This window comes from Paenibacillus cucumis (ex Kampfer et al. 2016) (assembly GCF_019748695.1).
GTDB lineage: Bacteria > Bacillota > Bacilli > Paenibacillales > Paenibacillaceae > Paenibacillus > Paenibacillus polysaccharolyticus.
The window spans coordinates 197,344-218,088 of record NZ_JACLIC010000024.1 but is presented as its reverse complement, the minus strand read 5'-3'; the positions used below and the strand labels follow the sequence as shown (position 1 = coordinate 218,088).

Below are 20,745 nucleotides of genomic sequence, written 5' to 3'. Positions count from 1 at the left end.
TTACAAGGAGGACAAACCGGGATGAGTATGGAACGTGTTGTGATTACAGGAATGGGTGTGATCTCTCCACTCGGCAATGATGTAGATACATTCTGGGGCGCTTTGAAGGAAGGCAGATCGGGAATTTCTCCGATTGAACATCTGGACAGCGCATTGTATAAAACAAGAATGGGTGGATTGATTCATGATTTTGATGGTGAAGCCAGATTTGGACGCAAAGAAGCCAGGCGCATGGATCGGTTTGTACAATTTGCTGTTGCAGCGGCAGACCAGGCGTTATCGGATTCAGGTCTAGTGCTGGAATCGCTGGACCGGGAGCGAGTAGGTGTATATATTGGCTCAGGTATAGGCGGGATTCAGACCTTGATGGATCAGGGCAGTGTCTTGTCAGGACGAGGAGCATCGCGGGTCAGTCCAACGCTTGTCCCGATGATGATATCCAATATGGCGGCAGCCACAGTCAGTATGAGGTTTGGCTGCTGGGGGCCAACGCTCTCCCCGGTAACGGCCTGTTCGATTGGAAATACAGCCATTGGTGAAGCCTACCGGCTGATTCGCCACGGAGGAGCAGATGTTATTTTTGCGGGAGGTACAGAAGCGGCAGTCACAGAAATATCGCTTGCGAGTTTCGGCAATGCGACAGCGTTATCTACCAGAAATGAAGCTTGTACAGCGGCAAGCCGACCTTTTGATGCAGGCAGAGATGGATTTGTTATGGCCGAGGGGGCAGGGATTCTGGTCGTGGAAGCTCTGTCTCATGCACAGGCAAGGGGAGCAAATATTCTCGCTGAAGTTATCGGATACGGAGCTACCTCTGACGCATACCACATGGTAGCTACTCATCCTGAAGGCCGTGGAGCTTATCTTGCCATGAGGGCAGCGTTGCGGGATGCGAAGCTGGAGCCTCGAGATATCGGTGTGATCAACGCCCATGCGACCAGCACGGAGGCGGGGGATCTTTCTGAAACGAGGGCAATAAAACAGCTTTTCGGCGAGTTGGCCTATCATATCCCCGTAACAGCGAACAAGTCCATGACGGGGCATATGCTTGGTGCTGCAGGGGGAGCAGAAGCGATATCTCTCGTTCAAACGCTGCGCCAAGGCATCATACCGCCAACCATTAACCAGGAGCAGAGAGATCCTGAATGTGATCTGGATTATGTCCCGAATGTCGCGAGAGAAGCAGTCCTGCAGACAGGGATGTCCAATTCTTTTGGCTTCGGCGGACATAATGCGGTTATTATTCTTCAGAAGTATTCAGCATAAGCAAAATGGATTGAATAATTGATAGGAATAAAACAAACAGCGCCGCCAATATGGCTGCGCTGTTTTCATGTGTAGGCAAGGGATCAAGACGTCAGAGAAGTTGAATCCGCAATGCCTTTGCCACTTCTGCTCAGCCAGCTTACCCGCCAGCGGGATTGCATGAAGAGAACAAGGCACATGGAAGCGGCAGCGATGAGACTGAGAATAACAAATCCTGGCGTGTAAGATTGATAAGAGCTGTACAGTTGACCCAGAATGAGTGGCAACGCGTAACCTCCCAAACCTCCAGCAGCCCCTACGATGCCTGTCATCAGACCAATCTCGTTGCCAAAACGTTGTGGAACCAGCTGGAATACAGAACCATTCCCGGCCCCAAGGCACATCATGCCGAGGAACAACATGACGATGACTACCGGAAGCGGCGGTAGGAAGGATACACCCAGAAGCATGATGCAGGCGCCGGAGTACAAGAAGGTAAGCATCCGGGTTCCGCCAATTTTATCCGCCAGAAAACCACCAACAGGCCGGAAGAAGCTGCCTGCAATGACACAGAACGTCGTAATGTCAGCGGCATGAACGGCAGAAAGTCCATATTGGGTATTAAAGAAAATAGTCAGATAATTACACAGTCCAACGAAACCGCCAAAGGTGACACAATAGAAGGCACAGAAGACCCAGGCATCTTTTTGTTTAAGCAAAGTTCCGTACTGGGATAACTTCTTAGGCTCTGGACGATTCGGACTGTTTTTGGCGAAGATGGAAAAGAGGATAAAGACGATAACAATCGGGATGATCGCGAGTCCGAAAACAACTTCCCAGCTACCAAAATGAGTGGCCAGACGATTGGCAAACAAGGTAGCAAGAACCGTTCCGCTATTACCTGCTCCGGCGATCCCCATGGCAAGACCTTGATGTTCTTTAGGATACCACTGTCCTGCAAGCGGCAGCGCGGCTGCAAATGAGGCGCCCGCTACGCCGAGTAAAAGAGCTACGACATAGAGTTGGCTGAGCGAATCCACCCATAACCAGCCCAGTAACAATGGAACGAGGGTGAATAACATACCGATCTGAGCGGTTACTTTGGGACCAATATAGTCGGACATGAAGCCAAGCACCAGCCGCAGGATGGAACCCCCGAGAATGGGCAGGGCAACCAGATTTGCTTTTTCCAACGGGGTCATCGGATAATCCATGGCAATAATAACAGCGAGCGGACCGAGCATACCCCAGATCATAAAACTGATGTCAAAATACATAAATGCTCCGAACAGTGTGGGCTTATGCCCGCTTTTCCAAAAACTTTTGCTCTCTACCATTCCTCATCGCTCCTCATCCAAGTAGGTTCTTTGTTATGTCTCTATGTTTTTGTTCGGGCAGAAAAAGGCCGCAAGCCGTCCTGAATTAGAACGATTTGCGGCCCCGTTGCCGACAGGCGGTACACTTCTTTGTGCTCCCGCTTCTGAGATGATCACATCGCTGTGATTTTGATTCAAATTATAAAAAGGGAAAAAGGTAATGTCAACAAAAATAACATTAAATTTTAAAATATTTATTTCATGACCCAATTTTCATTATTTCATGTCAATTTAGTTGACATATATTTTAAATTCAATTAATCTGAATTTAATAAGAATCTGCACAATGGCGTGTAGAACTCGGAGGCAATGGTGCCCCTTTTCCCCATAAGGAGAAGGGGTTATTGTGTTTTAAATCAGAAAAGGGGTTGTTCTGTTTTAAATCGAAAAAGGGGTCTTTGCGTTTTAAATCAGAGAGAGGCAATTCGGTTTAGTTTGCAGATGTGAAAGGGATAGGGGGCGGCCCATGAGTAGAAAGAAACTGGTGGTTATCGGCAATGGCATGGCTGGAGTGAAATGTGTAGAAGAGATTATTAACCTGGAGCCGGATCGGTATGAGATTGTCATCTACGGGACGGAACCTCGCCCTAATTACAATCGAATTATGTTATCCAAAGTACTTCAAGGTGAGCATTCCATACAGGACATTATCATCAATGACTGGACCTGGTATGCGGAGCGTAATATCCGGCTGTGCACAGGTGAGACTGTTCATCGGATTGACACCCGTATGAAGTTCATTGAGACGGAAGCTGGCAAAAAGGAAACCTACGACATATTGATCCTCGCGACAGGGTCCTCTCCGTTTATTCCGCCAATTCCAGGCATTGATAAGGAGCGTGTAATGTCTTTTCGGTCCATTGATGACTGTACTCGCATGTCAGATTACTCCAAAGAATACCGCAAAGCGGCTGTCATCGGTGGTGGATTGCTTGGGCTGGAGGCTGCAAGGGGGCTGTTGTATCTAGGGATGGAAGCGGTGGTGGTCCATAATGCACCGTATATTATGAATCGACAACTGGATTACGAAGCTGCAGCGATGCTTCAACGTGAGCTTGAAGATCAGGGCATGTCCTTTCTTTTGAATAAAAATACGCAAAAAGTTACCGGACGTTCACAAGCGCAGGGGCTGCTTTTCACAGATGGATCCAAACTGGAGGCACAACTGGTCATTGTTGCTGTCGGGATTCGCCCGAATGTGGATCTGGCCAGGAGAAGTGGCATTGCCACACAACGTGCTGTTGTGGTTGACGATCATATGCGTACCAGCGTACCTGATATATATGCCGTGGGAGAATGTGCAGAGCATCGGGGGATCAGTTATGGTCTGGTAGCACCGCTGTATGAGCAGGGAAAGGTGCTGGCTCGCACATTGTGCGGACAGGAGGTGCCGGGCTATGCAGGTTCTGTTCCGTATTCACAGCTGAAAGTCTCGGGGGTAGATGTTTTCTCGGCAGGAGACATCAGTGACGAAGGGTTGCAGACGGCCATTCAGCATTTGGATGGTGTTCAGGGCACATACAAAAAAGTGCTGATGCAAGCTGGCAAGGTTAGAGGTGCTATTTTGTTTGGCAACACGGTTGAGGGCACGGCCCTCCTTGGTCTGGTACAACGTGGAGCCGATGTGGCTGAGCTTGCCTCCAAGGAAGATACGCCAGATCCTGCAGTAACAGCAGCAGCTGCGCTTCCAAGCCAGGAAACGGTCTGCGCTTGCAACAATGTAACCAAAGCAGCGATCTTAAAAGCCATCCAGGAGCAAGGGTTGGAAACGGAAGAACAAGTGAAGCAACAAACCAAAGCTTCAGGTTCATGCGGTGGTTGTAAACCTATGGTGGGCGCTCTGCTGAAACTCGCTAAACGTGTGGAGGTTGATGGAGGTATCAGCACAAGTGCTGAATCAGGCGGTACGAAGGAAAAACCTGCCGAGCTCCCTGTATGTCACTGTACGGAGATGAGCCACGCAGAGCTGAAGCATCGGGTGAGCGTTATCTTTGAGTCATATGCAAAAGAAGCTGACATTTCGAACGTTGGATCTGGAGTCCTTCCATTGGAAAACACACAGTTCAATTCACTGTTGAGGGAGCTGAACTGGCATTCGGAACACGGGTGCCCGGTCTGCCTTCCTGCAATTCGCTATTATGTTTGTGTTTCAGGATTAATGCAGTCCTCTACAGAAAATGATGTGAAAACAGAGCTGAAAACAGACCCTTACGGACTGGAAGCAGAAGACTTACATGTGGAACTGGAGAAGGAATATCATCAGAGGATTCATATCTATTCGGAGCAACATGTATCATCACTGGCTTCTAATATTACTGCAAGCGATCTGGAGGCGCGACTTCGTACGGATTGGATAACTGCAGCGATGCCTTCCGAAGTGAACATCGCTATAGCTTGGGGTTCTCGATCCCCGGTGAATGTACTGGTTTCCGATGTAGGCCTGCAGGCTTCTCCGGCCGGATGGGAAATTTACGTCGGAGGTCATGCCGGGTATCCGGTGAAGGAGGGCTCCTTGCTCGGGACATCGGAATCAGAGCAGCAAGCGTTCCTTCTCGCATCGGCCTGTCTGCAATGGTATCGACAAACGGCTTGGTTTGATGAACCTTTATGGATGTGGACGGAACGTCTGGGAGTGATGTCGATTCGGGAAACGCTCTTGGATACACAATTCCAGCGAGAACTTACGTTTAATCGCGCACAGGAGCGCGAGAAGGATGTTGAGCGTGGAACGGAGACACTTTTTGAAAACCTCATTGCTCAGGTGAAAGCTTGAAGGCTTACATGAATAACCCGGAAAGGCAGGAGAGCGTGATGATAGACGCGGTAAATACAGACCAAGCGAAGTCGAGGTTATATGTAAAAGAGACCCAATGTCCTTATTGCAGTGTGCAATGCAAAATGTCCGTAGAAGAGCTTGCCGCTCCCGTTGCAGGTCAGAAAGTGGCTGAGTATACGGTTCAGGGCGTGCCTAATATGGCTTCGCAGGGCCGCCTGTGCGTGAAAGGGATGAATGCTCATCAGCAAGTGTTCAGTTCCGAGCGTCTGATGTATCCGCTCATTCGCCGTCAGGGAGAATTGGAGCCGTGCTCATGGGATGAGGCAATGCAGACGATTGCTAATCGGTTGCAACAGCTTCAAACGACGTATGGTTCTGATACCGTAGGCGTATACGGCGGGGGATCGTTGACCAATGAAACCGCATATCTGCTTGGAAAATTTACCCGCGTAGCACTCGGCAGCAAGTACATCGACTATAACGGCCGCTTCTGCATGTCAGCAGCAGCTTCTGCCGGTAGCAAAGTTTTCGGAATGGATCGTGGATTAACGTTTCCGCTTTCGGACATCCCTAAAGCAGCATGTATCATACTGGCAGGAACGAATGTAGCTGAGTGTCAGCCAACGCTCTTACCGTATTTTAATGAAGCGAAGGAAAATGGAACGTTTATTATTGTGATTGATCCTCGTAAGACAGCAACGGCAGCCATTGCTGATCTTCACCTCCAAGTGAAACCGGGTAAGGATGCACTGCTGGCCGATGCGATGCTGAAGGTAATTATGGATGCGGGCTTGGCTGATTCCAGCTTTGTTCAGAAACGTACGACCGGATATGAACAGCTTGTGCAGGAGATGGAAAGTCTCAATCTTGAGCAAGCCGCAAAAGCATGTGGAGTCGAACTGGACTTGATCCGTCAGGCGGCAATGGCTTATGGCGAAGCACATACTGGCATGATTATGACGGCACGCGGGGTGGAACAACAGACGGATGGACACATGGCTGTCCGGCATTTTCTGAATATGGTGCTGGCAACCGGAAAGATCGGCAGAACAGGTTGCGGATATGGTGCAATTACCGGACAAGGAAATGGACAGGGGGGACGGGAGCACGGACAGAAGGCAGATCAGCTACCAGGATACCGTTCTATTGAAAATGAGGAAGACCGTGCATATATAGCATCTGTCTGGGGAGTAGACCCTACTCTTTTGCCAGGCAAAGGTGTATCAGCTTATGAGATGATGGAACGTATCTATGAGCAGGACATTCGCGCATTGCTTGTGATGGGTTCTAATCCGATCGTTTCAAATCCGAATGTAAGCTTGGTAGAGGAAGGTTTACGAAAGCTTGATTTTCTCGTCGTAGCCGATATGTTTCTGTCTGAAACGGCCAGATTGGCCGATCTTGTACTGCCCGTAACCGCTTATATGGAGAACGAAGGCACACTCACCAATCTCGAAGGGCGTGTTCTCCTGCGGGAACAAGGAAGGTCTGCACCTGGAGAAACGTTAGACGATTGGGACATTTTGTGCCGCATTGCCGAGAAGCTGGGCAAAGGTTCGTTGTTCCAATATGCGAAGGCTGAGGATATCTTTAATGAATTGCGAATTGCGAGTCGTGGCGGAGTAGCGGATTACTATGGAATCACCTATGAACGACTGAGAAATGAACAAGGAGTGTACTGGCCTTGTCCTTCTTTAGATGAGCAGGGCGAGGGAATGTTGTTTCATGAACGATTTGCTCATGTCGACGGAAAAGCTACGTTTACTCCGGGAGCCAGTCTAGGGTGGGATGATGTTTCGGAAGCTTTTCCCTTGATTCTAACGAATGGGCGTATTCTCGCTCATTATCTAACAGGTGTGCAAACACGCAGAAGCCCAGCACTTGCTGCTCGTGAGTTAGAGAACTTTGTGGAACTGCACCCGTCAACGGCAGCTCGCCATCGCATCCGTGACGGAGAGTGGGTAGAGGTCCAGTCGGCCTACGGAAGCTTCACTGTCCGTTCGCGAATCAAGGCATCCATCCGCGAGGATACGCTGTTTGTGCCCATGCACTGGGGCGGAATCCAAAATGTGAACCGGGCAACGAGGCCTGATCTGGATCCCTTCTGCCGAATGCCTGGATTCAAGACAGCTGCCGTGAAAATTCAGCCGTTACGACTGGTCTAATCATTGAATCAATGGATTGTTCCAAGAATAAATAGCTGCCCATCTCATGAAGTTTGCGGGATGGAGCGGCTTTTTGCGTTATATGTGTAACCGCGTGCCGGGGCATGTCAAGGGGAAGTGACGTAACAGGGGGCGAAAAGGGGTAAAACGTGCACTTCAGTGGGTTTCAAGACACGCCCTAGTTCGCTGGTTCGATGGAAACATGAATATTGGCCCATGAAAGAGGTGAGTAATTTCGTTATGATGTTCATTAGGGGTACATATGTACGTATTTGTTCTGTTTTGCAAGATGCCACTACAGGGTATTAACTGTTGATGGATAAGGAATCTATATATTTGTAATAAAATGGTTTTTTTGAGTGGGTTTTAATTGAAGTCATGAAAGGAGGAATGATGCATTGAATGTATGGATTACAGTGAAAAGTCTGGGCAAACGCAAACCGGCTCTTGCGAAACAAGCCGCTGAACTTCCGGAAACAACAAGCACACTGCGATTGCTTATCGAGAACATGGTTGGACAACAGGTGCAAGCATTTCGAGAGAGGAAGGACGCAGCGGGGATGCTTGCTTATCTGATGCCTCAAGACATCGACGCGCAGGGTGCTACGGGAAAAGTGAGTTTTGGCACAATACATGGCGAGGGCGTTCCTGATCTTGGAGAGGCGAAGGAAGCCGCGATACTTGCTTATGAAGACGGAATGTACAAAGTATTTCTGAATGATGAAGAATTGGAAGATTTGGATCAACCACTGAACATAGAGGATGGAGCTCATGTGACCTTTATCCGCTTCACGATGCTAGCCGGACGTCTGTGGTAAGGGGAGCAGAAGTAGTATGACAAGGAGGAGAACAGGATGAATCAGGAAGATCAGGTACAGGCGTATATTGAGGGATTACAGGAGAAAGCAGCTACGCTTACAGGGGCAAAGCTGGACGTAGCGAAATATGTGATAACGTTGGCAGAATCAACTTACTTGCGTGGGGATGAAGAGGACTATTTTAATATAGAAAAACAACTTATCAACCTTGCGATCGAGAAGCAACAGCCATTATTCCAGCCGATCCTTGAGGTGCTTGAGCACTTGGCCTCTGACGGGTTTGTTGCCAGATTCCGCTATATTGCTGAAGGTGCGACGCTGTATCCATATAGTACAAGCTATGAGCGCAGACCTTTCCGGACCGCCGATCCAAGACAACATGTTGTTCATGTGATGCGCAAGTTGCTTGGTCTATTCCGGATGGAGGCAAGAGGGTTTAGTTTGAACGAGTATTTAACCATTCGTGAGCCAAACATGCTTCATCAGCATGAGTTCCGTGCGGTATTGCCGGACTGTATTGCCTATGAACTGGATCATTCGAACCTTGAAGTCAAGCAGGCACTGCACGATATTATCTATGGGGATAATCAGGCTGCGTTACTGACAAACGAGATGATTAAAGGCATTTTTATGAGTGAACAGGCCGAAGCCTATCACATGGTGGGTGAACTCTTGATTGCAGCCAGACTGCAGGAAGGACTTCGCCAGAGCATTGTGGAACGAATGGACGAAGGCACGTTAGAAGCGTATATTTACATATTAAAAATCATTCTGGACAACAATCTGATACGGTTCAGCTCTGTCGTCAGAGCATTGGGCGTGTGGACAGGGATCGGGATTGAAGCGGCCAACCAGCGTGTGGCAACACAATTACTTGAACAGGTCTACGAAGCGCTAGTACATGAGGATATTCGTGAGGCGTGGAGACAGGAGAAAAATGCTAATAAACTATACATCAGCCTGTGGGCCACGGCGGTCATTGAAGAGAATGACTTGCAGCCTAAGGTTACTGAGATCATGGAACAGGGTGAGATGTACCAGAAGATCGTAGCTCAGTACGTTCTGGCTAACAGCCAGTACCTGGGGCTTCGTCTTGCTACGGCACGTAATCATCTGGATGTGAAACATCCGGAATTAATACACTGGGTTGTGAAAAATTATACGGCGGCGTATTCGCACAATTGGAGCTTTGAAGAGGGAGAACACCAACGCAGTGTCTATGTACCTCGCTGGGATGTGCTTGAAGATAAACAGGCACGCCGCTATGATTTTGATCAATTCAAACAGATGCTGGATTTTATTCCTAAGGGCGGTTCAGGCGGGCCTTCAGGGGTGCTGGATTTTGTGCACTATCAGATCGATAGTGATGACGTCATCAAAAAAATGTTGTATTTGGCTGCTTATGATATGGATGCGGACTGGATTGCTGAGATCATTGCTCTCAAGGATCGATTAAGCCCCGAAATGCGCGGAGAGCTACTGTCGCATTTTGTGCAAGAGCCTGATAACGAGGTGCAGCGCCAGTTTGTGTTTGAAAGTTTGTCTGACAAAAGCATGAGTAACCGTGAGAGTGCATTGCAAAAAGTGAAAAAGTTGGTATTAACCGAAGATGAGCTGCAGCAGATGGAAGTACTGTTAAAACTCAAAACGGGATCGCTCCGGCAAAAGGTGATTCAAGCCCTGTTGTTGCAACCTGTTGAGAAGTTGAAAGATTCAGTTCAACGATTACTAAAAACGAAGAATGAGCTGCAACGTCTGGGTGCACTTGAACTGTTAACGGAGATTAAAACGGATACGGCACGTGCAGAGCAACTGGAACAGCTCAAGCCATTCGCAGAGGAACTAGAGAAGCCTACAGCCAAGGAACAGAAGCTGCTAGACAAACTGTTTAATGAAGGAAGTCGTTATACGGCCTCCAATGGCTATGGTTTATTTGACCCGAATCAACGGCAAACGCTGCTCGATGAAGAACGTGACCTTTCTGGTTACAAACCGAAGGATATATTTAATATATCACTGGATAAGATCAGTGCCTTTATGAAAGGATTAAATGAACTGGTTCATGAGCACAGGGATCATGAATATGTGGTGGAGTACTATGCAGGTTACAAAGATACCCTGTTAGTCGGAACCAGCCTTCGTTCCAAGGTTCCTTATGGCGATCGGTCGAAAATGAAACAACTGGATCAGTTTCCGCTGGATGAAGTGTGGAAGCAATATTTCGAGCAAAACGGTCTGAGCAGTATTGAACTGTTACAGCTATATGTCGAACTGCAGTTAGGCAAGCTGAACGGCACATTGGATGAACATTACTCTTTTTATCGAGAGCAGTATGATTACGACAAATTAAGAAAGTTGCCATTACTAGAGGGTTGGCGCAAAACATTTGCTGAACAGACCTATCCATTGAATGAGATGGTGAAGCTGCACGAGATGATGGGCACACTGCCATATAAAGATCAGGTTCATGCATTGATCTCGGCTGCATTTCTGGATCGTGATTCAGCTGAAATCTTCGAGATTGCAGAGAAGGCATGGGGTTCCATTATTTTAAGTATGCCTGCAGAGCATATGGAGAAGGAAATGGGAATGCTTCAGATTCTGACTGAACCGTGGAAATATATTGTCCGGAATACCGTGTATGACGATGCGAGCTTTAAGCGATATTTCCAGACAGCCTATCAATTCTCTCATCTGGTAGAGCCTTACCATCCGTTGTCTCTCCTGTCACTTGACGATTTCCTGCGAGCCTACCAATTAGAGCTGATTGATGATCAGGAGATTTACCGTCAACTGATGGTTGGACCGTTCCGTTATCTGTTCATCCGTGACATGACCTCGGCTCGCACAGAGCGGATCAAAGATGATCCTAAGCTGATTCAACTGCGCGATACGGTGGTCAATCGCATTCTGGAGATTGAACTGACCCGGGGGGAACTATCTACTGAAGTGAGTAATCTGGCTATGAAACTGGAACGCATTGAAGGCATGGAACATTGGGTGCATCTGGTTGCTGCCATGGATCAGGATACGTTTGTTCGTGGGTATATTTATAGTTATGGTGAAGGGAATACAACGCGTAAAGAAATGTTCAGTTATCTGATTAAGCACTGTCATCCAAGGGCTGGGGAAGATGAACAGTTGCTGGCGGAATTGCTGCAGAAGTATCCGGTTAAGGAGAAAAAGCTGCTGGAGGCCGCCATGTATGCACCACAATGGATGGAACTTGTGGCGAAACATCTAGGCTGGAAAGGGCTTCGTAGTGCGGCTTGGTACTTCCATGCTCACATTAATGAACAATTCAGTGCGGAGAAGGAGACGATCGTTGCGCATTACTCCCCAATTACGCCGCAGGACTTTAATGATGGGGCCTTTGATATCGCCTGGTTTGAAGAGGCTTACGCTGAGGTTGGAGAAGAGCGATTCAACCTGTTGTACGATTGTGCGAAGTACATCTCGGGCGGAGCCAACCATCGCAGATCACAATTGTTCGCAGATGCAGCGCTTGGCAAACTCAGTCTGAAGGACATGTATGATTCGGTAGCAGACAAGCGGAATAAGGATCACTTACTGACCTATAGTCTGATTCCGCTGGCAGAGGAACGGGATCGGGATGTAAGAGAGCGTTACGACTTTATCCAGAAGTTTCAGTTGCAGAGCAAGCAGTTCGGGGCGCAGCGGCGCGCGAGTGAAGGATTAGCTTCACAGATTGCGCTTGGTAACCTTGCGCGGAATGCGGGTTATGCTGATGTAACACGTCTCATGTGGGATATGGAAGCGCGTAAGCTGGATGAGGTGAAATCGTATTTCGAACCGCATGCACTGGATGACGAAACGACGGCTCAACTCGTCATTGATGAGGAGGGGCAGGCTGATCTCGTTATTGTTAGTAAAGGCAAAGTGCTGAAGTCCGTTCCTGCTCGTCTCAAAAAGGACGGATATATTGCAGAGTTGAAGGAGCTAAAATCCGATCTGGTCGATCAGTATCGACGGGCTAGACAGGAACTGGAGCGCTCCATGGTCGCAGGCACAGCCTTCACACGTCAGGAGATTGCAAGTCTGATGAACAATCCGGTTATTCGACCGTTGTTGAACACGTTGATTTTCAAGTCAGGTGAACAGCTTGGAAGATTTGATGTTGCATCCGGTGGTTTGCTAGCCCCGGTCGCAGAGGGAGTTGCCTATACCTTGAAGGAAGAAGATCAGTTGCTGATTGCACATCCGCTACATTTGTATGAGAGCGGCAAGTGGAGTGAATTCCAGCGCGATCTCTTTACTCGTCAGGAGCGTCAGCCGTTTAAACAGGTTTTCCGCGAACTTTACCTGCCGAATGAAGATGAACTTGCTCAAGGTACGGTCTCTCGTCGCTACGCAGGATATCAGATTCAGCCGAATAAAACGGTAAGTTTGTTGAAAAACCGTCAATGGACGGTAAGTTATGAAGAGGGATTGCAAAAGGTGAGTTATGAGCATAACTTGATCGCTAATCTCTATGCGATGGCGGACTGGTTCTCTCCAGCAGATACAGAGGCACCTACGCTGGAGACCGTTCAATTCTACGATCGTCGCACGTATAAACCTGTAGAATTGAAGGATGTACCACAGGTGTTCTTCTCAGAGGTCATGCGTGATATTGATCTCGTGGTTAGCATCGCACATGTTGGCGGTGTGGACCCAGAGGCAAGTCTTACGACCATAGAGATGCGACATGTCATTGTGAATGAGTCTTTGCGTTTGCTCAAGCTGGATAATGTGCGTTTGGACGGCAATTATGCACGAATCGAAGGTGAACTGGGTGAATATGCCGTTCATTTGGGAAGCGGTAATGTCTTCAAGCAGGCCACTGGTGCAATGTATATCGTGCCTGTGCATAGCCAGCACCGGGGAAGAATCTTCCTGCCATTCCTGGATGAAGATCCAAGAACCGCCGAGATTTTGTCCAAAATCGTACTGCTGGCTGAGGACAAGAAAATCAAAGATCCGCAGATTCTCGCACAGCTTCAGCAATAAAAATATATGTGTAGCATTAATATACCGGAATGACAATAGACCGTCTCACTTGGGGCGGTCTATTGGTCATACCATTTTTTAATGAGAAAAGAAGCGGTGTAATCTATGGATTGGATTGGCTATATAATGCTGTTGTTTGCAGATGTTGAGGATGACAGAATATGTTAAGATATACGCAGGAATCAAGGTACATACGAATGGTACATGAGTAAGTACGGATGGGATTCTGCGCTACATTATGTTTTCAGCAGAGGAGAGTGCATAAGACATGTTAATGGTACCTTATCGGGAGCAGGATCACGCCAAGTTAGTAGCCATCTGGGAGCGTGCTGTTCGAGCGACACATACATTTCTGGAGGAGCATCACATTCTGTTTTATAAAAAGATGGTCGGTGAAGCTTTGGAATTCAAACAAGTCGAGGTCTGGGAAGTGCTGGATACCGAGCAAGAGCCGATTGGCTTCATCGGTCTGGACAATAGCTTTATTGAGATGTTGTTTGTGGACGAGGATTTTCAGGGACAAGGCGTTGGGCGATTTCTGGTTCATCAAACGATGAAAATGAAGGGCACTGAGCTTAGAGTAGATGTGAATGAGCAGAATGAGGATGCAGCCCGGTTTTACGCGAAGATGGGATTTGTACAGACAGGACGATCCGAACTGGACAGTTCAGGTAATCCTTTTCCGTTGCTTCATCTGGAGATGAAACGAACAGGAGCTTGATTAGGAGAAATCATCTGTCAGGCTTAAGTGAGAACGGTTTAAGATGCTTCTCTAGGTAAAGATAAAAACCCCGGCGGTGACTCCTGTATGGGAGACGCTAACGGGGTTCTATGTTTTCCTTACTGGTGAACCGTGGTCATTAGGCCGGGAAGGAAGGGGGCTATTTTTCAAAAAAATTAATGTGCCTCTTCATCGTCCAGGAAAGGTTTGTTCACCGCATAATACATGAAGCCCATCAGCAACACGCCTCCTACCAGATTACCGAGCGTCACAGGCACCAGGTTGTGAATCACACCACCGAATGAGATCGTGCCCGGGTGGTTTAACACAAGCGCAATCGCAAACGTACACATATTCGCAATGCTGTGCTCATATCCCGAGATGAAGAAACAAAATACAAAAAGCATCATGGCAAACATTTTGGCGCCATTCTCTTTCATGAACATCGGCACAAAGAACGCCAGACACACGAGCCAGTTACAGAGGATTCCGCGGAAAAAGAGCTGCATCGCTGGAGCTTCCATTTTGTGCTCGACTACACTGAGTAGGAAACCGTTCACCTGTGCCGAATCGAATAGTCCCGTAAGATAAATCAACAGGGCAAATACCGCCGCGCCCATCAAGTTTCCACTGTAGCTCGCAATCCACAGTTTAACCACTTCAAACCAGCGCAGTTTTTTGCGTAAAGCCGCATAGGTGTAATAGAACGTATTGCCTGTAAACAAGTCACCGCCGCCATAGGCAATCAGAATAATTGCCGCACCGAACGTAATGGCTGCCATAGGGTATGTGAACGGGGAATTCTCCATATAGAAGAAATTGCCCGTCTTAAAAGCTACGATGACCCCGAAGCCGATGAACATGCTGGCCAGCATGGAGCGTGACAGGTATCGCAACAAACTTTGCTTGTAAATTTTGTGTTTCTTCAGAGCAAGCTGCTCGACGCCCCGTAAACCTTCCGTTTCCATAATTCCCCTCCTGTATGTAATGGATCAACTGGGGCGTGTCTTGAAATCCGCTGAAGTGCATCTTTTACCGCCTTTTAGCCCCCTGCTGCGTCACTTTCCCTTGACGTGCCCCGGCACGCCTGCGATAAACTTCCTGGCTTGGAACAAAAAATCAGCAAAATCTGCTTCCTTCAGCGTTTTCAGACACGCCCTAACTTTTCTACATTATACCTGTAATTTGCTTCAATAGTGGACCGAAATGAAAGAATTTAAACTATACATTATTAGATCGCCCGAGAAAGCCGTGGGCTGGCGTGCCCTTCCGCAGGGGGAGAACTTTAAATTATTTAGGATCAGAATCTTGTTTGTAGGAGGTTGCAGGAAAGGGGAACATGCAACTCTGCCAGATGTCATTCAGCTGCGCTTCTGTCCGTTCATGTGGAACATGCTCTTCGCTATAAGAGCGCTCCAGCTTATCGCGCATAAAGCCTTCTGCATGGGGACTAGGGCGAGAGTGAAACTGTTTGGAAAAATCGCCGTGAATGTCTGCCTCTCTCAGTTTGCTAAGAGCACTATTGATTAAGGGACTGCCTGCATACAACAAAGAGGAGGTCTCTTCACATTCGAACTTGAGAAAAAGAAGTGCCTTCTGAATGGCATGAATCTCGCCTTGAGTAAGATGTACCGCCTGAGTCGTTTCCTCTGTTAAATGTTCACCGGCTTGTTCTGGTGACTGCTGTTTATCGTTCGAACTCATTAATGATCACGTCCCGAGATAGATTGAAGTTCCCGTGCTGCCGAAGTACCGAACTCAGGATGCGTTTGCAGTGATTCCAGCGCCAGCACAGCATGAGGCCGGTGTTTGTTTGCTTTTACAATATCGAAAGCGGCACTCTGCACCAATATGTAGGCATCTGACTGAATGACATCCAGAGCCAGCCCAATTTCAGCCTCGGTAACGGGGAGCAGGGCTAACGCCATTAAAGCATAAATCTGAACATCTTCGTCTTCTTCCGGATTACGTACCAGTTGTCCTGCTGCTTCAAGAATTTCAGTAAGAAGTGGAGAAGTTCCCGCCATACCGAGGGCTCGCCAAGCTTCAATACGCACCAGATCTTCCTCCTGTGTATTCATACCAAGAGCAAGGACTTGCCGAGTTATTTCTGCATCATGTAATTCGATGATCTGACGAAGCGCTTCCTGTTTTTCCTCTGAAGTCGCTGAATCGAAATGATGAGCTCCAATTGCATAATGTATTTCTTTATCTTCATTAGACATGTATATCATTCACCTCCTGAATAAGTTCAAGATTGGGACGGGAGCTGTATTGGGCGAGCTTGAAGTGCTTCTTCTACAATCTGCTCCGCAGTTAACTCACGTTCATCCCAGAAAATCAGATTACTGACCTCCGCATAAGGAAGAGCCTTCTGCACTTCTGTCAGCATATCATCCAATTCTTGCTCCGTTCCTTCCGCGTTCATGATTTTGCGAACTAATAGGACGAGATGTTCTTGATTGGACATTGCTAGTACCTCCTGAATATTGAAATGGATTAAATGCATGAGGTGGTGCAGGCCCGTTTAGTCTAATATAGGCTCACTCCATGGATCATATTTTACGAAAATGGGTAGCATTTTTGGTGCTAATGTGAGATGTAGCGCATCTGACTTTTGAGTCTTATAGGAAATGATATAGTCCCCAAAGTGCGGCTCATATTCAAAGTGTTCAAATGTGATCGTTTGATCTGGATACTTGACAGCTGCGTATAATGTTGTAGCTCCTCTAGCCAGCAATTCCTTCATCACAGGGATCTGAGCAGCAAGCAAAAATACAATCAGCAAAAGGATAGCTCGTTTCATATGACGTTTTAGAAAACGAGTCAAAGACAAATCCCCCTATCTGATGACCATGTCTAAGCATTAGTCTATCATTGATAAGGGGAAAGTTCATGGTAAAAAGGTCGTTGTTTAGTGCATCGTAATCGCGATATTGCCGAACTGCTCGCCTTTTTCCATGCGTTCAAACGCCTGTGCCGTATTTTGCAGTGGATAGATGCTGTCTATTACAGGGCGGATCTTATGTTTATCTACCCAATCCAGCATCTGTACAAACTCCTCACGGCTGCCCATAGAAGTACCGATCAAGCTGATCTGCGGAAAAAAGATCGAACGAATCGGCAGATGTAAGTCATCGCCTGAACTTGCGCCAAACATGACGATTCGTCCGCCAGGTCGGATGACACTTTCGTATTTGGGGAACATCATTTGTCCAATACTGTCCAGAATGATGTCTACAGGCTCATCAGAATTCATCGTGTCATTCCAATCCGCATGACTGTCCAAAGCTTGATGAGCCCCGAGACGTAATGCCTCAGCTCGTTTAACCTCACTTCTAGATGTTACGGTGACCTTTGCTCCCGCAGCTAAAGCCATAAGAAGAGCATACGTTGCGACACCACCTCCGATTCCGGGAATCAGAAGATGTTCGGCTGCTTTCAGCCCCCCGCGAGTGAACAGCGCACGATACGCCGTCAGTGCAGAAAGAGACAATACACCAGCTTCAAGCCAGGAGAGATGTTCAGGTTTGGGCAACACATTGCTGGCAGGCAGTGTAATATATTGCGCTAGTGTTCCATGCGAAGGGCCGCCGACTATACCTGGAACGACAGGTACTTCTGCGGTATGCTCCCAGCCGAGCGTCGGGTGAATGATGACTTCTTGGCCTATGGAGATATGCTTTACGTCTTCGCCAACTTCTACTACAATGCCCGCCCCGTCCGATCCGGGAATAAGCGGAGTGTCTTGAGGCGTACGATCTGACATAATGAAGAGATCCCGGTGATTCAGTCCAGCAGCGCGCAGCTCTACAACGACTTGTCCGAGGCCTGCTTCAGGTGTTGGACAGGTTGAATATTGAAGACCTTCAAGGCCGCGATGACCTGAATGGATGATTGCATTCATCGTTTTGGATACGTTCATGGATGTTACCTCCCTGTATAATATAGTTACTCTGTCATCGTTCTTTGTGCTCTTATAGAGTAGATGGACGACTCATTACGGAGTCATTGTACAGGCGAGATGGAAACACGTAAAATAAACAGAAATGAAGGTCAGTATCAGGAATAATGATAGATAAGAATACGTGAAGAAATGAAGAGCGTTTAGCCTGATGTACGACATCTCAATAGAGCGGAATGCTCTGATATAAAGACAAGCAGGTGAGAAGAAAATGGATGCAGGGGATTTGAAAATATTCCAGGCGGTTGCCCGCGAAGGCAGTATCACTAAAGCCGCCACCGCACTTAATTATGTTCAGTCCAACGTGACCACACGAATCAAACAATTGGAAGATCAGCTTCAAGTGCCGTTGTTTCATCGCTCTAATCGTGGCATGCTGCTCACTCCAGCGGGGGAGAACCTGCTGGGATACGCAGATCGAATACTGGAATTATTAGATGAAGCAGAGCAGGCCGCACAGGAAGGAAGTCCACCGACAGGAAATCTTCGTTTGGGTTCGATTGAGACTGCGGCTTCTCGTTTTCTGACACCGCTTTTGGCCGAGTACTGCGCATGTTATCCGAAGGTACGTTATTCCCTTGTCACTGGTGGTACACACGAGCTGAATCAGAAGGTTATAGCCCATGAATTACATGGCGCTTTGGTGTATGGCCCGGTCAAACATGAGAAGCTGAATTATATAAAAATGTATGACGATGAACTGGTGCTCATCGTTAAACCGGGCGAACATGACATGTCAACACTGCTCAGCAAGCCGATGTTATTTTTTGAGGTTGGATGCACGCACAGAGCTCAGGCGGAGGATTTTTTGAAAACCCAAGGGGTTGATTCATTAAATGTCATGGAATATGGGACACTCGATACCATTATCCATGGGGTTTCTTCCGGCTTAGGCGTATCCTTGTTACCCCGTTCTTCGGTGGTTCAAGCGGCATCGAGAGATGAGGTACACCTCGTATCATTGCCTGACCCGTATTCTCGTCTGGAAGTAGGATTTGTTTATGCTCATGGTGAACATCGTTCTAACGCGCTCCAGGCTCTAGTGGAGATTATGACGATACCGGAACAGTAAAGGAGAGGTTGATTTTGGTTAATAACAAATTAACACTTGCCGACGCATTCGGTCAGGCGGCGTACATTGTAGGCGGGCACGGCAGTCGCAAAGTGAAAGTGCTGCAGGAAGCGCTGGAACAGGTGGATGGAGAAACGTTCAGTGACCACTACGGGAATGGCTCAATCATTGATGAGTTTCAACAGGAGATGGCAGATGTGCTAGGGAAGGAATCGGCGGTGTTTTTCCCAAGCGGCACGATGGCGCAGCAGATTGCACTTCGCATCTGGTGTGACCGGGCAGGTATCAAGCGAGTGGCGTATCATCCGCTGTCTCACCTGGAGATTCATGAAGAAGATGGGCTAAAGGAGCTGCATCAGATCGAAAGCATTTTGCTTGGCAAAGCGGATCGATTGATTACTCTCAGCGATGTGAAAGCAATTAAGGAGAAATACGCCTGTTTGTTACTTGAGTTACCACAGCGAGAGATAGGTGGGCAATTGCCGGCTTATGAGGAACTGGAGGCGATCTCGGCATACTGCCGTGAGCACGGGATCAAGTTACATCTGGACGGAGCGCGCCTGTTTGAGATCACGCCTTATTACGAGAAAACACCAGCGGAGATCTGCGGTTTGTTTGATAGTGTATACATCTCTTTTTACAAAGGTATTGGCGGCATTGCAGGAGCTATTCTTGCTGGGGATACGGACATCATGCAGGAATCCAAGGTGTGGAAACGGCGGCATGGCGGCGATCTGATCGGACTGTATCCGTATATTCTCAGCTCCAAGTATTATTACAACGAACGTGTTGGCAAAATGGGACATTATTACGAGCAGGCCAAGGAACTTGCCTCGCTGTTCAATGCATGCCACGGGATTCACACGATCCCTGAAACTCCTGTATCCAATATGTTTCACGTACACTTTACACTCGCAGCTTCCGAGGTTGAACCCTTGCTCGTGCAGATGGTGCAGAAGTTTGAGATCGCGATTACATCTTATCTGAACAAAACCGGAGGCAACAGCTGCTCATTCGAAATGTCGACAGGGGATCGATACGATACGGTGCCGCAGGAGAAGCTACGAGATGCACTAACTTGGCTGGACGGAGAGTTGCAAAACAGATGAAATTCGTAGAGCTAGACCCGATTCGGGATTTGTTGGTGCAGGCATATGGAACATCGATGGGGAGTGGCAGTAAACCTGAAACCGAGCAGGACATCGAGAATTTTGAGCAAAAGTACCAAGTGAAGCTGCCTGCGGCGTACCGTGCGCTGCTACTAGAATTAGGGGCGTGCAACTTTGGTGACCCCGCTTTGTATTCAGTCAAAGAGCTAGACTGGGCGTATCCCGAGTTTCTGGATGCATATCGAGAGTACGAGAAGGAATACGACCTGCCTGGCGGGCTGAAGCTTTTTCCAATCGGCGGATTTGGTGAGGGTAGCATAGCCGTTCTGGATGAATCCTCTGGCAAAGTGCTAATGCTCGTACATGATTGTGGAGACGATATTCCTTTAGTAGAGATCGAGTCTGATTTTTGTGCACTCATGACGATGCATGCCGAGTCTGCCATCTGGGTGGAGGAGCAGATGAAGTAACGGGGAGAGGGGAGGTGTA

The 20,745-nt window shown here is 47.9% G+C and carries 16 protein-coding genes; 9 read left to right on the top strand and 7 right to left on the bottom strand.

All coding sequences use genetic code 11. The features are described from left to right. Positions 1-27 precede the first annotated feature (27 nt). Positions 28-1,266, top strand: a complete 1,239-nt coding sequence (gene fabF / locus H7T88_RS16165; protein WP_221789359.1) for a beta-ketoacyl-ACP synthase II — start codon at positions 28-30, stop codon at positions 1,264-1,266. Positions 1,267-1,349: 83 nt separating this feature from the next. Here fabF and H7T88_RS16160 read toward each other — a convergent pair whose 3' ends face one another. Next, entirely contained in the window at positions 1,350-2,582 is a 1,233-nt protein-coding gene (locus tag H7T88_RS16160) for a nitrate/nitrite transporter (RefSeq protein ID WP_154891132.1), read from the bottom strand. A 505-nt stretch (positions 2,583-3,087) separates the two neighbouring features. On the opposite strand from H7T88_RS16160, the gene H7T88_RS16155 reads away from it, so the two are divergent. From H7T88_RS16155 to H7T88_RS16135, 5 genes are all read left to right on the top strand, one after another. Next, positions 3,088-5,394 (top strand): FAD-dependent oxidoreductase, encoded by a 2,307-nt coding sequence (locus tag H7T88_RS16155; protein ID WP_221789323.1) that lies wholly within the window; start codon positions 3,088-3,090, stop codon positions 5,392-5,394. A gap of 38 nt (positions 5,395-5,432) precedes the next feature. Then, positions 5,433-7,562: an assimilatory nitrate reductase catalytic subunit NasC gene (gene nasC / locus H7T88_RS16150; protein ID WP_221789357.1), complete on the top strand. Its 2,130-nt coding sequence runs from the start codon at positions 5,433-5,435 to the stop codon at positions 7,560-7,562. 398 nt (positions 7,563-7,960) lie between these two features. Next, positions 7,961-8,380, top strand: coding sequence for a hypothetical protein (locus H7T88_RS16145; protein ID WP_221789322.1), 420 nt, complete (start codon positions 7,961-7,963; stop codon positions 8,378-8,380). A 36-nt stretch (positions 8,381-8,416) separates the two neighbouring features. After that, on the top strand, positions 8,417-13,390 hold the full coding sequence (locus H7T88_RS16140; RefSeq protein ID WP_221789321.1) for a DUF4132 domain-containing protein: 4,974 nt from the start codon (positions 8,417-8,419) through the stop codon (positions 13,388-13,390). A gap of 268 nt (positions 13,391-13,658) precedes the next feature. Beyond that, entirely contained in the window at positions 13,659-14,111 is a 453-nt protein-coding gene (locus tag H7T88_RS16135; protein ID WP_221789320.1) for an acetyltransferase, read from the top strand. A 176-nt stretch (positions 14,112-14,287) separates the two neighbouring features. Here the strand turns inward: H7T88_RS16135 and H7T88_RS16130 are convergent, their stop codons facing one another. The 6 genes from H7T88_RS16130 to H7T88_RS16105 form a co-directional block, all read right to left on the bottom strand. After that, the gene (locus tag H7T88_RS16130; RefSeq protein ID WP_090917411.1) at positions 14,288-15,079 is read right to left on the bottom strand and encodes a formate/nitrite transporter family protein; all 792 of its coding nucleotides are present in this window, start codon (positions 15,077-15,079) and stop codon (positions 14,288-14,290) included. A gap of 322 nt (positions 15,080-15,401) precedes the next feature. Next, a complete protein-coding gene (locus H7T88_RS16125) occupies positions 15,402-15,815 on the bottom strand; it encodes a hypothetical protein (protein ID WP_154985555.1) in 414 nt (137 codons plus the stop codon). Beyond that, positions 15,815-16,336, bottom strand: coding sequence for a hypothetical protein (locus tag H7T88_RS16120; RefSeq protein WP_221789319.1), 522 nt, complete (start codon positions 16,334-16,336; stop codon positions 15,815-15,817). The genes H7T88_RS16125 and H7T88_RS16120 overlap by 1 nt, the downstream gene beginning before the upstream one ends. A 26-nt stretch (positions 16,337-16,362) precedes the next feature. Continuing rightward, positions 16,363-16,581, bottom strand: a complete 219-nt coding sequence (locus tag H7T88_RS16115) for a bacteriocin immunity protein (RefSeq protein ID WP_221789318.1) — start codon at positions 16,579-16,581, stop codon at positions 16,363-16,365. 57 nt (positions 16,582-16,638) lie between these two features. Continuing rightward, complete coding sequence (locus tag H7T88_RS16110; protein ID WP_221789317.1) at positions 16,639-16,941, bottom strand: hypothetical protein; 303 nt, start codon at positions 16,939-16,941, stop codon at positions 16,639-16,641. Positions 16,942-17,025: 84 nt separating this feature from the next. Further along, on the bottom strand, positions 17,026-18,018 hold the full coding sequence (locus H7T88_RS16105; protein WP_221789355.1) for a zinc-binding dehydrogenase: 993 nt from the start codon (positions 18,016-18,018) through the stop codon (positions 17,026-17,028). 268 nt (positions 18,019-18,286) lie between these two features. On the opposite strand from H7T88_RS16105, the gene H7T88_RS16100 reads away from it, so the two are divergent. From H7T88_RS16100 to H7T88_RS16090, 3 genes are read left to right on the top strand one after another with little or no spacing between them, the layout of a single operon-like run. Then, positions 18,287-19,147 carry a LysR family transcriptional regulator gene (locus H7T88_RS16100; protein ID WP_221789316.1) on the top strand — a complete coding sequence of 287 codons (861 nt, stop codon included), beginning with the start codon at positions 18,287-18,289 and terminating at the stop codon, positions 19,145-19,147. 14 nt (positions 19,148-19,161) lie between these two features. After that, on the top strand, positions 19,162-20,256 hold the full coding sequence (locus tag H7T88_RS16095; RefSeq protein ID WP_154891142.1) for a threonine aldolase family protein: 1,095 nt from the start codon (positions 19,162-19,164) through the stop codon (positions 20,254-20,256). Next, the gene (locus H7T88_RS16090; RefSeq protein WP_221789315.1) at positions 20,253-20,726 is read left to right on the top strand and encodes an SMI1/KNR4 family protein; all 474 of its coding nucleotides are present in this window, start codon (positions 20,253-20,255) and stop codon (positions 20,724-20,726) included. Before H7T88_RS16095 ends, H7T88_RS16090 begins: the two co-directional genes overlap by 4 nt. Positions 20,727-20,745 lie beyond the last annotated feature (19 nt).